The sequence below is a fragment of the Pelagibacterium sediminicola genome (assembly GCF_003390885.1).
Taxonomy (GTDB): Bacteria; Pseudomonadota; Alphaproteobacteria; order Rhizobiales; family Devosiaceae; genus Pelagibacterium; species Pelagibacterium sediminicola.
In genome coordinates this window covers 379492-392569 of record NZ_QMEL01000003.1, presented here as the reverse complement: position 1 = coordinate 392569, position 13078 = coordinate 379492, and the positions used below count along the sequence as shown (strand labels likewise).

Below are 13078 nucleotides of genomic sequence, written 5' to 3'. Positions count from 1 at the left end.
TGAGACTGTCGGCCCAAACGGGCCACCATAGGACGCCCTGCCTATGAAATAGGGCCGCGGGGCAGGGCCTCCCGCGTACCCGAAACCGTCATTTCGTCAGGATCGATGCGGCGGCCTTCGGCCTCCACCACCCCATCGGCGTGAAATATGACCGGCCCGTAATCGGGATCATCGATCACCAGCCGTCCATGCTCCTCGCGCGGCGCGAACTGGCCGAACCGCGTGGCAAAGCCTGCCTCCCCGCCGTGAATCGCTTCGGACCCAAGCCGGACCAACCACCAGCCCTTGCGGCCCGCGAGCCGCAATTCGTGCCCGCGCGTCGGGCCCTCGGTGACCATTTCAAACGGGCCGGACCCGCGCAACAGCAGATGGGCGCTGCCCGAGCACGCCAGCGCGGTATCGCCCGACAGGCTCGCCCGGTCGAAATCGGGCATGGGGAACCAGCAATGGGTGAAATCGGGCTGGGGCTCGACCCCGTTAAAGACGACGATGGCCAGATCGCGATATTGCTGCACGCGGGGGATCGAGGCCGACCCGCCCCAATACGAGGGGCGGCCATAGCCCGAATGGATAACCTCGCCGGGGTGGTTGATCCACACCTGCGCCTGCGCGTTGGTGCCGAGCCGGGCGTGGATGAGCGTTTCCTGATAGCCCCATTCACCCCAGCGATAGGCGACGGTGCTTCCCATCGCATGGTCAGCGCTCTTGTGATGGTAAAGGCGCGCAAAGCTGTTCTCGCCCTGCGCAAAGCGCCATTCCTGCGCCTCGTCGCCCGAAAGGCACGCACGGTCCTTGAGTTCGGGTAGGTCCAGCTCATGATCCCTGAGGCATAGTGCAAGCTGGGGTGTTGCATGAAAGCGCGCGCCATAGCTGCCCTTGCCCCACAACATGCGTGCGATCGCGGAAAGCTCAAGCGTAGTCGTCCCGCGCAGGGTGTGCTCGTAGCTGCGCCCCTGGGCGGCAGTCAGCACGCCCTGATGGGCGGAATTGGCGACCAGTTCGATGAGCCGCGCGATGCCGCGTCCGGCCCGTTCGCGCAGGCGCGCATCGGGGGATAGCGCAAAGAGCGCCGTCAGCCCCTTGAGATCGATGGGGAAATAGGGAGCCGAGTTGAATTCGGCCATTTCCCACGCCTCGAAATGATCCATCCACTTTTCGAGCCGTTCCAGCCCGATTCGCGATTGCTCGCGGCCCGTGCGGCCCGAGCGCCTGAAGGTGGCGTCGGGCAGGAGTGCCCCGCCCAGATGGGCGGCGGTATGAAACAGCAGCGCGTGGTTTTCCGAAAAATACCACTGCACGTCATTGCCCGGCTCGTCCATCCAGTAGCGATAGCCAAGGATCGTCTCGTCGATGCGTGCGCAGAATTGCTCGCCCAGCAGTTCGGGCCAGCGGGTGCGGCACCAGATGAGCGGCACGAGTGCGAAATCGGCGCAATCCCAGCACGCATCGATGCGCTCCACCGCCGCGCCGATCATGGCACGCGTCTTTTCACCCCCATCGCCCAGCGCGAGGCGGGCCAGCGCGCCCACGGCATCGGCTTCCCCGCCCTCGGCGACTGCAGTCAGCGCTTCGGCGATCCGTGCCGCAATGGTATCGGGGGCCTGGCCTTGCTTGCGGGCGTGAGAAATTTCTGTGCCGAACACCCGGCTTGCGGTGAATCCGCCGGTGGAAAGGCGCAGGATGAAATGGCGGAAATCGGCGGGCAGTTCGTCAGCCGGGCCGAGATCGATCACTGTGGCGTCGGACGACAGCGTGTGCCGGATCGGCGCCATGGGATCGTGCGACATGAAATCGCCCTCGACCGTAATCTCGGCTTCCGCCGCGACACCGAGCGGATGGGGCAGCACGAGGCGCACATCGACCCCGTCATGGGTAGCGCGGGGGAAGTGAAACGCATCGAGCGCCGCTTCGATGGCCGCCGCATCCTCGGGCGGGCAATCGACGGGAATGGCCTGATCGGCAGCGGGCCCGGCGAGATAGTCGAGCTCGATATAGAACCGCGTATCGCGCTCGGCCAGATCGTCGAAAAACACCTCGATGCGGTTTTCGCCGGCCTGGAGATCGACTTCGATTTCAGCACCGGTCTCGAAATTGCGACGATATTCCCCGGTCCACAGCACTTCGTTTCCGTTGACCTTGAGAATCGCGCCGCCGCAGGTGGCGAGCCGGAAGTGGGCAGGGCCGGCGGCCTTGGTCCGGACCAGCGTTTCGGCGCGGGCGGCGATGCGCGTGGCGCGGAACCAGAAGCCCGAAAGATCGAGACGCGGGGAGCCGAACCCCAGCCAGACTGTGTCGGGGGCACCGGTTGTGCGCTCGTCGGGCCGCTTGTCGCGGTAGATTTGGGCAAAATCAGTACGGCACGGATATTCATGGGGGATGAAGTTCTTTTCCCGCGTGAGAAAAAAGAACGGGTCCATCTCGCCTTCCATGGGGCGCTCGGGCACGTCGAACGGCTCCGCGCTGACGGCTGAGTGCCGCCAAAGCGTGACCGGTTCGCCAATATCGAGCGTCCGCGCCAGTCGTGTCATCTGAGGTCCTTTACCGGCACGGGATCGACATCCTGATAGACTTGGTTTTCCCCCGTCATGCCCCAGACGAAGGCATAGGGACCGGTGCCTGCGCCCATATGGATCGACCATGCGGGAGAAAGGACGACATCGCCGCTGGCGACGACCAGATGGCGGGTATTGTCGGGGCGGCCCATGAAATGGAACACCCGGTCCTCCTCGGACATATCGAAATAAAGGTAAGCCTCCATGCGCCGCTCATGCAGGTGCGGAGGCATGGTGTTCCACACATTGCCCGGAGAGGGATCGGTGATCCCCATCAGCAATAGACAGGAGGGCGCGACCTCGGGGTGGATGTACATGCGCAGATCGCGGTGGTTGGCCTTTTCGGGCGTTCCGAACGAAACCATCTTCGATTGCGCCCGCGTGATCAGCCGGTGCGCGATATCGGCACCCGCCGGGACCGAATTGAGATAGAACAGCGCGGGATTGTCGGCATCGGCTGAACGAAGCTGCACATCTTTGGCGCCGCGCCCGATATAAAGCACGTCGCGCGAGGCAAGCTCAAACGTCTCGCCGTCCACCGTGATGGCCCCCGTGCCAAGGCCGAGATTGGCAATGCCCGCCTCGCGCGCATCGAAGAAATGGTCCGTTCCCACTTCCGTGCCGTCGCTGATGGCGATTGGCTGGCGGGTTGGCACGATGCCGCCCACCACCATCCGGTCGATATGGGTATAGCCCATGCGCGCCTCGCCGGGCACGAAGATCGATTCGATGAGAAATTCGCCGCGCAGCGCGGACGTGTTCATGCTGTCGATCTGGTCGGGCGAAGCGCCGTAGCGTGTGGTCCAATTCATGTCGGCTCCATGTGATTGAGGCCTTCGGCAAGGCAAAGAATGGCGAGCGACTGGCCGTAGCCGGTCGGCTGCACCGGGATATCGCGGTAAAATTGCAGGTCGTGGCCCATGCGGGTGCCGTAGGAGACGCCCTCGACCACCCCGTCGGGCCCGATCTGGCCCATTATATAGGAGAGCGCCCGCTTGCCTGCCGCCAGCGCCCGGGGTCCGGCGCGGCCGGTGCGCGCGGCCTTCATCAGCCCGTAGGCGATGCCGGCGGTGGCGCTGGTTTCCTCATAGGATTGCGGGTCGTCGAGCAGCGTGCGCCAGGCGCCGCTTTCGGTCTGGAGCGGCAACAGCGCCTCGATCTGGGTGGCCAGGACCCCGTTGAGGAAGCGCTCGATCGTGGGGTCGAGCTTGCAGAGTTCGGGCAGGTCGGCCAGCCCTGCGGTGATCCAGGCATTACCCCGTGCCCAGCGCGCGCCTGCAAAATTGTCCCGCCGCTCAAAACTCCAGCCGTGGAACCACAGGCCCGTTCTCACGTCGCAAAGGTAGCGCGCATGGACGAGAAACTGGTGCTGGGCTTCCTCGACCAGTTCACGCCGTCCCGATGCCTCTCCATAGGCGGCGAGAAACAGCCCGACCATGAAAAGGGTGTCGTCCCAAAGCTCGCCGTCATTGACCTTGTCGGAAACATCGTGCTGGAAGCCGTCCTCGCCGGTGCGCGGCGCCTCGGCCATCAGCCGGTCTGCCCAGCCATCGAGCATGGGCTGCCAGCGCGGATCGCGGGTGCGGTTCCAGAGCAGCGTAAGCGCCAGCATGGGCGCGGTGGTGTTGATGTTGAGTGGGGGCAGGCCGTGTTCCCGATAAGGCGCGTACCAGTCCTCGAGCATCTTGCGCAGGCGCTCGTCGCCGGTGTGTAGCCAGAGCCGCGCCAGGCCGTAAAGCCCGACGCCTTGCGGCCATTCCCAGGACTGAAAGCTGATGTAGTCGCCTGCCGTGCCGTCGAGGTTGGGTTCGTGGAACCGCCCGTTGTTGCGCAACGCGGTCAGCCCCTCGACAAGACGCTCCAGCACCGGACCGACATTTTGACCTGCCGGCATATTGTTTCCTCCCTTTGAAATACGATAGCGCAACGAAAACTGTTTGCAAAGAACGTAAAAAATTTGCAGATTGATAAATGAAGGCGCCATTGGAGAAGAAAGTCGGATGGCATCACGTCGGGTCAGGATGGAAGATTTGGCCGAGCAGTGCGGGGTTTCGGTCGCAACGGTCAGCCGCGTGCTATCGGGAAAGCCCGGAGTGCGCGACGATCTGCGCACGGCGATCCGCAACACCGCCTCCGCCATGGGTTATGCCATGTCGTCCTCGGTCGCCGGGCAGCGCGCCGTCCTGATCGCCAGCCGCGACGCGATGGTCGATCTGGCGCGCGGACAGTTCACGCTGCATCTGATCGAAGGCATGCGAGCCCGGGCGACGGTCTTGGGGATGGAACTCGATATCCGCACCGCCACGGGCCCGATCGATGAAAGTTTCGATGCGGGCGATGCGGCCGGATTTATCCTGCTTACCCCGGAAGGGGATGCTGAGATCGCGGCGGCAGCGGCGCTTGACAAGCCCGTTGTGCTCGTCAACGCCGATGACCCCAGGATGCGGCTGTGCTCGGTTTCCCCCTGCAACCGCAGCGCTGCGGCTCATGCCACCGAATACCTCATCAATCTGGGGCACAAACGTATCCTCTTCCTCTCAAAGCCGGGCCGGCGCACTATCGAGCGGAGGCAGGAGGGGTGGTTCGATCGCATGCGTGCCGAAGGCCTTGAGGTCGGCCCCGACCTGCTCGTCGAGGTCGATGACTGGCTGCCCGATCTTGCCGCCAAGGCCATCAAGGAGCGGCTCGCCAGTGGGAAGCGCGATTTTACGGCCATCCTCGCCGCCGGGGACAGCCTTGCCTTTGGCGCGCTGATCGGACTGGCCGAAGCCGGGGTCGATACGCCCGGCGAGGTCAGCGTCATGGGGTTCGACGGTCTGCCACAATGCGAACTGCAATCGCCTCCGCTCTCGGCGGTGGAAATTCCCATGCAGCAGATCGGGGCGCTGGCGCTTGACCTGCTGCGCGACGAATTGAGCGAATTCAATTTTCCGCCGCGCCGGGTCGAACTGGCTTGTCGTATCGTCGACCGGGCTTCGGTCGGCCCCGCTTCACCGCTTCCCTGATTCCTGCCCACGGAGACCTGCCATGGACAATCCCTTTTCCCTCGATGGCCGCCGCGCGCTTGTGACCGGTGCCAATACCGGCATCGGCCAGGCCATCGCCGTCGCCCTCGGTGTTGCCGGAGCGGATGTTATCTGCGCCGCCCGCCGCTCCTGCGAGGAAACGCTTGCCCAACTGGCCGCACGAGGGGCGCGAGGAATCGAATTGAGGCTCGATTTTGCCGACCCCATGGCCGCCACCGGCGTCTTTGCCGAAAACCAGGTGGATATTCTGGTCAACAACGCCGGCATCATCCGCCGCGACGACAGCATCGATTACAACGAAGCAGACTGGGACGCGGTGATGGACGTCAATCTCAAGGCGCTGTTCTTCACCACCCAGGCGTTTGCCAAGGCAGTTCTGGCGCGCGGCGGGACCGGAAAGGTGGTCAACATCGCCTCGCTGCTCTCGTTTCAGGGCGGTATCCGTGTCCCGGCCTATACTGCCGCCAAACACGGCGTTGCCGGCCTCACCAAGATTCTCGCCAATGAATGGGCAGCAAAGGACATCAACGTCAATGCCATCGCGCCGGGCTATATCGAGACCAACAACACCGAGGCCCTGCGCGCCGATCCGGAACGCTCCACCGCCATCCTCGACCGCATCCCGGCGGGACGCTGGGGCAGGCCGGGCGATATCGCACAGGCCGCTGTGTTCCTCAGCGCCCCGGCCTCCGATTACATTCAAGGCGCGGTGCTGAATGTCGATGGTGGCTGGCTGGCCCGATAACGCTGCGAACGTCAATTACGATAGTTGACCGGTCTGAGGCGGCCCTCGGCTCAACGGCATTGGTCTGTGTTCCCGGAACGGTATCCGTATTGCGCGCCCATTAAAGGCGGACGACCGTATGGTGACAGGACGATGACAGGGAGAGCCATTAATCTGGGGCATGAACGTAATGACGTTCGGTTTGTCATGGGAGGTTTTATGAACAAGCTGCTAGTCGCGGCGCTGATTACCGGCGCCCTTTCCGCCCCCGCCTTTGCCGCGGATTATTCCATTGTTGCCCCCGCCGGCCCCGGCGGCGGCTGGGATCAGACCGCCCGTACCATGCAAGAAGCCCTCACCACTGAAGGCATTTCGGGCAATGTGCAGGTCACCAACGTTCCTGGCGCTGGCGGCACGATCGGGCTTGCCCAGTTCGTCAACCAGGAAAACGGCAACCCCAACGCTCTCATCGTTGGCGGTTACGTGATGGTCGGCGCGATCCTCACCAACGTTTCGCCGGTCTCGCTGGCCGACGTCACCCCCATCGCCCGTCTCACCGGCGAGGCCGTGGGCGTCGTGGTTCCCGCCAGCTCCGACATTCAGACCATGGATGACCTCGTGGCCCGTCTCAAGGACAATACGGGCGCCGTATCCTGGGCCGGCGGCTCGGCCGGTGGCGCTGACCACATCACAGCCGGCCTCATCGCCAAGGCCATCGGCGTCGATCCCACCCAGGTCAACTACATCGCCTATTCGGGCGGTGGCGAAGCGCTTGCGGCCATTCTCGGCGGTCAGGTGACGGTGGGCGTTTCCGGCGTCAGCGAGTTCGCTTCGCAGATCGAAGCGGGCGAGTTGCGCCTTTTGGCCGTTTCGACCGATACCCGTGTGCCGGGCTTTGATGCGCCCACGCTTCAGGAAGCCGGTGTCGATACCGCCGTCCAGAACTGGCGCATGATTGCTGCCGCGCCGGGCCTGACCGACGAGCAGGTTGCCGCGATCACCGCCGATATCAAGGCGATGGCGGAATCCGATACCTGGCAGACTGCCCTCGAAACCCGTGGTTGGGTCGATACCTACCTTGACGGCGAAGCGTTCGAGGCGCAGCTTGAAGCCGATACTTCTGCGACAGAAGCCATTCTGAGAGATATCGGCCTCGTAGAATGAATACGGGTAATTCAGGAAATATGCGCCGCCCCGATGGGGCGGCGCTCGTTATTGCCGCCATTCTGGCAGGCATAGCGGTCGTGATCTTCTGGCAGACGAGCCTGATGCGCGTGCCGCCGGTCCAGCAGCGCGTCGGCCCCACCGTATTTCCCTATGTTGTGGCCACGGGCCTTGTCTTTCTTGCTATCGGGACCGCGGTTTCGGCGTTTCGCAACGGCTTTCCCGCGCGCAGCAAGGATGACTTCCGGCCCATCGTGTGGATTGTCGGCGGCCTGGTCGCGCAGATTCTTTTGCTGTCCACCGCGGGCTTTTCCATCGCCACGGGAGTATTGTTCGGCTTTACGGCCAAAGGCTTCGGGCGAGGGCCGCTGTGGAAGACGATCCCTGCGGGGGCCGTCTTTGCCTTCATCGTCTGGTTCATATTCGCAAAGGGCCTGCAACTCTCGCTGCCCACCGGCGTCCTTGAACGTCTGCTGACGACCGGAAGTTTCCAATGAGCACCTTCGATCTTCTGGCACAGGGCCTGATAGCCGCCCTGCAATGGCAAAACCTCCTCTATGCGCTCATCGGCGTGACACTGGGCACCGCTGTGGGGGTGCTGCCGGGAATCGGGCCGGCGCTAACCGTGGCGCTGCTGCTCCCCGTCACCTACAAGCTCGATCCCGCCGGCTCGCTCATCATGTTTGCGGGTATCTACTATGGCGGCATGTATGGCGGCTCGACGACCTCGATCCTGCTCAACACGCCCGGCGAAAGCGCATCCATCGTCACGGCGCTGGAAGGCAACAAGATGGCGCGGCAGGGCAGGGGCGGCCCGGCTCTGGCCACCGCCGCCATCGGCTCTTTCATCGCCGGATTGCTCGCCACTATCGGTCTGGCTTTCATCGCTCCCTGGGTGGTGCGTTTTGCCCTTTCGTTCGGACCAGCCGATTATTTCGCGCTTATGGTACTGGCCTTCGTCACCGTCTCGGCGGCGTTCGGCGACAGCGCGTTGCGCGGGCTCACTGCGCTCTTCATCGGGCTTGGGCTCGGGCTGATCGGCATAGACCTGCAAACGGGCCAGACACGTCTCGCCTTCGGTATCCCCGATCTCCTCGACGGTATCGAGGTGACGACGCTGGCTGTGGCGCTGTTTGCTATTGGCGAGACGCTCAAGACCAGTTCCGATCCCGCGCAGATCAACACCCAGTTTACCGCCATCAAGGGATCGGTATGGATGACGCTGGAGGACTGGAGGCGGAGTTGGGCGTCCTGGCTTCGCGGCACTGTCATCGGATTTCCTATCGGCGCGATGCCGGCTGGCGGCGCGGACGTTGCAAGCTTTCTGTCCTATAGCGCCGAGAAGAGCTTTTCCAAAAAGCCCGAGGAATTCGGTCATGGTGCCATCGAAGGTGTTGCCGGACCCGAAGCGGCCAACAACGCTTCGGCGGCGGGAACGCTGGTGCCCCTTTTAACGCTCGGCCTGCCCACCACGGCGACCGCCGCCATCATGTTGGCCGGCTTCCAGCAATTCGGCCTTCAGCCAGGTCCGCTGTTGTTCACCAATAACGCACCGCTGGTCTGGGCGCTGATCGCCAGCCTGCTGGTCGCCAATCTGATGTTGCTGGTGCTCAACCTGCCGCTCATCGGGGTCTGGGTGCGGTTGCTGACCATTCCCAAGCCATGGCTCTATGGCGGCATTCTGGTGTTCGCCACGCTGGGCACTCTGGGCGCGAACGGCGCAATGTCGACGGGGTTCGGTCCGGTACGGATTTCATTCGAGTTGGTCCTCCTGCTCGCGTTCGGCGTTCTGGGTTATATCCTGCGCCGCTTCGACTACCCCATCGCGCCGGTGGTCGTGGGGCTTATTCTCGGTCCCATGGCCGAACAGCAGTTGCGGCGCGCGCTGGCCATCAGCCAAGGCGATGTGGGCATCCTGCTGGCCTCTCCCGTATCGATGGTGCTTTACGCCGCCGCCGCCGCCGCGATCATCATACCGCTGATCATGCGGCTCCGTGGCAAGGGCGCTGTACTGGGGCAACTGGCGTCCGACGAGGACTGATCGGAGCTGTAAAAAAGAGAAAAGCCCGGACGCCAGGGAGGAACCGGCGTCCGGGCTTTCTCATGTCGGCAGGGGGCGCCGGTCCTCGCCCCCGGAAGGGGGCAGGCGGCAGCTCAATCCCTGCCGATCGAGCGAAAAGCGTCCGGGGCAATGCCCAGAGACCTGAGGTCGCGCGCCCGGGGGAGCCGGTTGGCCTCGACGGCCGCCGCAACGGCTACCGCGCTGCCGAACATCGTGGCAGCGTTTCCAAGGGTTGCAAACAGTTTGGCATTGCGCAGAGCGCTCATGGTCGTGGTCCTTGTTTGGACCGGCGAAATTACCGGCCGCTTTCCATGAGCCATAGATGGTTGGGGCAGGAAAAAGCGGTAGTGGCGCTTTGGGTAACCCTGCCATGCGCCCAGCGAAGGGCAACGTCCTTACGGGGGAGAGACGATCTCGCTCCAGGTGCTCAGGAACCGTTGCCGTCGCAACCGGTCGAGCGCCACGAGCAGGCCGGGTCCGAGCGGAATGGGCTGTACGACCCCCCGCCCACGCGCGGCGATCGCCGCGCTGGACCATTTCCCCTCACCGCCCCGCACCACCGAACCGAGCGCCGTTTCTCCAGCGGCGACCGCTTGCCCTGTGGGTGAAAGCGCGAAATCGACGAAGGCGCGTGCCAGTTCGGGATTGGGCGCATCGCGCGGGATCAGCATGGACCGGCTCAGGACCAGCACGTAATCGTCGGGAACCACGATCTCGATGTTGGCCCCGTCGGCCTGCCGCGCAAAGGCGTAGGAACCGAGCACATTGTATCCCAGCGCCAGCGTGCCCTCGGAAACCCCGTCGAGGATGGCGGGACTGGACCCCGAAAACCGCGCGTTCACCCGTCCGAAAGCGTTGGCGAGTCGCCAGAAGGTCGAGGATATGGCCTGATCCTGCGCGGCGAGCAGGTAACCGACGCCTGAAATCGCGATATCGTAGGTGGCGATCTGCCCGCGGAACCGGTCGGGACGGGTTTCGAGCAGTTCGGCGAGGGTAAGATGGGTGCGCGGCACGTCCGCTGGCGCGATGCGATCAGGATTGTAGATGATCACCGCAGGCTCGAAGGTGAACCCGAACACCTCGTTGCGCCAGTGGGCCCAATCGGGCAGATCGGCGAGATAGGGGCTGTCATAAGCCAGCGCATACCCGTCATTGGCGAGCTTGACCTGAAGGTCCGAGGCTGAACTGACGAGCAGGTCGGGCGTGAAAGCGAGCGTACCGCCGACATAATTTTCGTAAAGCGGCAGCGTGTCGGTTTCCTCGTAGTGGACGCTCACATCGGGACGCAATATCTGGAACTCGCCGATGAAGGCGGCAAAGAGCGGCGTATCCGTCGTCCCCAGAATGGTCAGAACCGTCGTGTCCGAACCGTCCGGCGCGGGGTAATGGGTGGTGAGCGCCTGTGCATCGTCCGTTGCGGCCATCGTTACCAGGGCCAGCATCGCGGCAAGACCGAGTGCAGCGCCGCGCGCGGTGGAGGATTGGCGCTGAAGCCGGGGCAGGGCGATTTCGACGCTCAACCCGCCCCCTTCGCGGTCCTTGAGCTCCAGCCTGCCCTTGTGCGCTTCGACCACGCGCGCCACGATGGAGAGCCCCAGCCCCGAACCCGCCGTCCTGCCGCTCTGCCGCCCGCGCCGGAACCGCTCCAGAACGGCGGATTTTTCATCCCCCTCGATGCCGGGCCCACGGTCGCTGACGGCAAGCAAAAGCATCGTTGCGCCCACGCGGCCCGTTATCTCCACCCGCCCCGTCGAATAGACCAGCGCGTTGTCGACGACATTGCGGATCATCTCGCGCAGCGCCACGCGGTCACCGCGCAATTGTGCTTCGGCAAATTCGGGTGAAAGGTCCACGATTACCCGCTGCGCCTGGTCGGGGTCGAGCCGCTGGCGCATGTCCTCGATAACGGTGGCGAGCGTGCTCGTTTCGATTTCCTGATTTTCCATGCGGTGAGAGATCGTTGCTTCCATCAGCAACTGGTTGACCAACTGGCTCGCCTGCACAGCCTGCTGATGGATGCGCGCCACCCGCCCGCGCAAGGCGTCCAGGTCGGGCTCGTCCATCGCCACTTCCGCCTGTGCGCGTAGTGAGGCGAGCGGCGTGCGCACCTCGTGGGCGGCCTCGGCCACAAGGCTGCTCACCCGCGTCATGGCGTTGCGCAAGCGGGCCATGAACCCGTTGAGTGCCGAGACGAGGTGCCCGACTTCAGTAGGTACGGGCACGGTGATGGGCGAGAGCTCGTCCGGCGCGCGAGCCCTCAGTTCGTGTTCGAGCCCGGTCAGCGGGGCGAACATGCGCGAAATGCCGAACCACACGAGCCCGACAGCCAATAGCGTCAGGGCAATGACCGGTATGATGGCGTTGGAGAGAATCTCGTTGGCCAGTGCCTCGCGCTGGTTCTGTGTTTCTGCGACATGGATCGTCACCCAGCCCGTATCGCTTGCCGTTGAAATCAGCCGCCCAACGCTTGCAACCCGCACCGTCTCGCCCCGGTATGCCACATCGGCGAAATGGGGCTCGCCCGATACGGTTTCCGGCATCAGCGCGGCAAGATCCTCATAGCCGGTGACCGTTTTCGCATCCGGGTCCTCGACCGCATAGAACACCCGGTCCCGGCCGGAAAACATCGCAAAGGAGGCGAATGGCAATTCGACGATCACCGCCTCGTTCTCGACCTGCACCGCCCCCGCGATAGTGAGGGCGGATGCCGCCAGCAGCCGGTCGAAGGCACGGTCCGACGCCCGGTCGGCATAGTCGCGAATGAACACCACGAGAATTACCGCCGCCGCCAGCAACAGCGCCACGGCCAGCGCCAGAATGCGCCGGTGGATGGAAAAGGAGCGGACCGGCGGAACGAGTGCCCCGCTCATCGGCCCGAGGCTCGCATCGTATAGCCCACGCCCCGCACGGTCGCGATCTTGACGTCCGCGTGTTCGAGTTTCCGGCGCAGGCGGGAAATGTGCAATTCAAGCGCATTGACCGATACGCTTTCATCGAAATTGAATAGCTGGTTCATCAGCCTTTCCTTGGCAACGACCTTGTCGGCATGGGTCACCAGAATTTCGAGCAGCCTGAACTCGCGCCGCCCCAGATCCAGGATTTCCCCGTTGATCGTTGCGTTGAGACCGGCAAGATCCAGCTCGAGATTGCCAACCCCGATGACACTCGATGTCAGCCCGCCGGTGCGCCGCATCAGCGCCCGCAAACGGGCTTCGAGCTCGCGCAGGTCGAAGGGCTTGACGAGATAATCATCCGCCCCCAGATCGAGCAGGCTCACCTTGTCGTCGATTTCCGAGCGGGCGGTGATAACGAGGATCGGTGCGTTGAACCTTCGGCGGCGCAATTCGGCGATCAGGCTGATTCCGTCCCGATTGGGCAGCATCAGGTCGAGCACCATGGCGTCGAACTCATCCCCTTGGGCGCTCTCGGCCACATGCGCTCCATCCCGTACCCATTCGACCGAATGGCCCGCACTTCGCAAGCGCTTTTCGATCGCCTCACCCAGATCTTCATTGTCTTCAACAAGCAGAATGCGCATGGACACCCCGAT

11 protein-coding genes are annotated in these 13078 nt (G+C 63.8%); 5 read left to right on the top strand and 6 right to left on the bottom strand.

Annotated elements, in window-relative coordinates; all coding sequences use genetic code 11:
* Positions 1–41: 41 nt before the first annotated feature.
* From DQG18_RS08055 to bglB, 3 genes are read right to left on the bottom strand one after another with little or no spacing between them, the layout of a single operon-like run.
* A complete protein-coding gene (locus DQG18_RS08055) occupies positions 42–2528 on the bottom strand; it encodes a hypothetical protein (RefSeq protein ID WP_116653709.1) in 2487 nt (828 codons plus the stop codon).
* On the bottom strand, positions 2525–3364 hold the full coding sequence (kduI, locus tag DQG18_RS08050) for a 5-dehydro-4-deoxy-D-glucuronate isomerase (RefSeq protein WP_116653708.1): 840 nt from the start codon (positions 3362–3364) through the stop codon (positions 2525–2527). Before kduI ends, DQG18_RS08055 begins: the two co-directional genes overlap by 4 nt.
* The gene (gene bglB, locus DQG18_RS08045) at positions 3361–4446 is read right to left on the bottom strand and encodes a beta-galactosidase BglB (RefSeq protein WP_116653807.1); all 1086 of its coding nucleotides are present in this window, start codon (positions 4444–4446) and stop codon (positions 3361–3363) included. The genes kduI and bglB overlap by 4 nt, the downstream gene beginning before the upstream one ends.
* A gap of 106 nt (positions 4447–4552) precedes the next feature.
* Here bglB and DQG18_RS08040 point away from each other — a divergent pair, with 106 nt between their 5' ends.
* The 5 genes from DQG18_RS08040 to DQG18_RS08020 all read left to right on the top strand — a co-directional run bounded on the left by DQG18_RS08040 (position 4553) and on the right by DQG18_RS08020 (position 9507).
* Entirely contained in the window at positions 4553–5557 is a 1005-nt protein-coding gene (locus tag DQG18_RS08040) for a LacI family DNA-binding transcriptional regulator (protein ID WP_116653707.1), read from the top strand.
* A 22-nt stretch (positions 5558–5579) separates the two neighbouring features.
* Entirely contained in the window at positions 5580–6323 is a 744-nt protein-coding gene (kduD, locus tag DQG18_RS08035) for a 2-dehydro-3-deoxy-D-gluconate 5-dehydrogenase KduD (protein WP_116653706.1), read from the top strand.
* Between the two features lie 198 nt (positions 6324–6521).
* Positions 6522–7466, top strand: a complete 945-nt coding sequence (locus DQG18_RS08030; RefSeq protein WP_116653705.1) for a Bug family tripartite tricarboxylate transporter substrate binding protein — start codon at positions 6522–6524, stop codon at positions 7464–7466.
* Positions 7463–7963 carry a tripartite tricarboxylate transporter TctB family protein gene (locus DQG18_RS08025; RefSeq protein WP_116653704.1) on the top strand — a complete coding sequence of 167 codons (501 nt, stop codon included), beginning with the start codon at positions 7463–7465 and terminating at the stop codon, positions 7961–7963. The genes DQG18_RS08030 and DQG18_RS08025 overlap by 4 nt, the downstream gene beginning before the upstream one ends.
* Positions 7960–9507, top strand: coding sequence for a tripartite tricarboxylate transporter permease (locus DQG18_RS08020; protein WP_116653703.1), 1548 nt, complete (start codon positions 7960–7962; stop codon positions 9505–9507). Before DQG18_RS08025 ends, DQG18_RS08020 begins: the two co-directional genes overlap by 4 nt.
* Before the next feature lie 113 nt (positions 9508–9620).
* On the opposite strand, the gene DQG18_RS16305 is transcribed toward DQG18_RS08020, so the two are convergent.
* From DQG18_RS16305 to DQG18_RS08010, 3 genes are all read right to left on the bottom strand, one after another.
* A complete protein-coding gene (locus DQG18_RS16305) occupies positions 9621–9794 on the bottom strand; it encodes a hypothetical protein (protein WP_198669703.1) in 174 nt (57 codons plus the stop codon).
* A gap of 129 nt (positions 9795–9923) precedes the next feature.
* A complete protein-coding gene (locus tag DQG18_RS08015) occupies positions 9924–12398 on the bottom strand; it encodes a sensor histidine kinase (protein WP_116653702.1) in 2475 nt (824 codons plus the stop codon).
* Positions 12395–13066 (bottom strand): response regulator transcription factor, encoded by a 672-nt coding sequence (locus DQG18_RS08010; protein ID WP_116653701.1) that lies wholly within the window; start codon positions 13064–13066, stop codon positions 12395–12397. The genes DQG18_RS08015 and DQG18_RS08010 overlap by 4 nt, the downstream gene beginning before the upstream one ends.
* Positions 13067–13078 lie beyond the last annotated feature (12 nt).

Bases quoted from the DNA above. Each gene is read 5' to 3' on its own strand.
- DQG18_RS08015 (WP_116653702.1), bottom strand. From the start codon at position 12,398: ATGAGCGGGGCACTCGTTCCGCCGGTCCGCTCCTTTTCCATCCACCGG.
- DQG18_RS16305 (WP_198669703.1), bottom strand. From the start codon at position 9,794: ATGAGCGCTCTGCGCAATGCCAAACTGTTTGCAACCCTTGGAAACGCT.
- DQG18_RS08055 (WP_116653709.1), bottom strand. From the start codon at position 2,528: ATGACACGACTGGCGCGGACGCTCGATATTGGCGAACCGGTCACGCTT.
- kduI (WP_116653708.1), bottom strand. From the start codon at position 3,364: ATGAATTGGACCACACGCTACGGCGCTTCGCCCGACCAGATCGACAGC.
- kduD (WP_116653706.1), top strand. From the start codon at position 5,580: ATGGACAATCCCTTTTCCCTCGATGGCCGCCGCGCGCTTGTGACCGGT.
- bglB (WP_116653807.1), bottom strand. From the start codon at position 4,446: ATGCCGGCAGGTCAAAATGTCGGTCCGGTGCTGGAGCGTCTTGTCGAG.
- DQG18_RS08020 (WP_116653703.1), top strand. From the start codon at position 7,960: ATGAGCACCTTCGATCTTCTGGCACAGGGCCTGATAGCCGCCCTGCAA.
- DQG18_RS08040 (WP_116653707.1), top strand. From the start codon at position 4,553: ATGGCATCACGTCGGGTCAGGATGGAAGATTTGGCCGAGCAGTGCGGG.
- DQG18_RS08030 (WP_116653705.1), top strand. From the start codon at position 6,522: ATGAACAAGCTGCTAGTCGCGGCGCTGATTACCGGCGCCCTTTCCGCC.
- DQG18_RS08025 (WP_116653704.1), top strand. From the start codon at position 7,463: ATGAATACGGGTAATTCAGGAAATATGCGCCGCCCCGATGGGGCGGCG.
- DQG18_RS08010 (WP_116653701.1), bottom strand. From the start codon at position 13,066: ATGCGCATTCTGCTTGTTGAAGACAATGAAGATCTGGGTGAGGCGATC.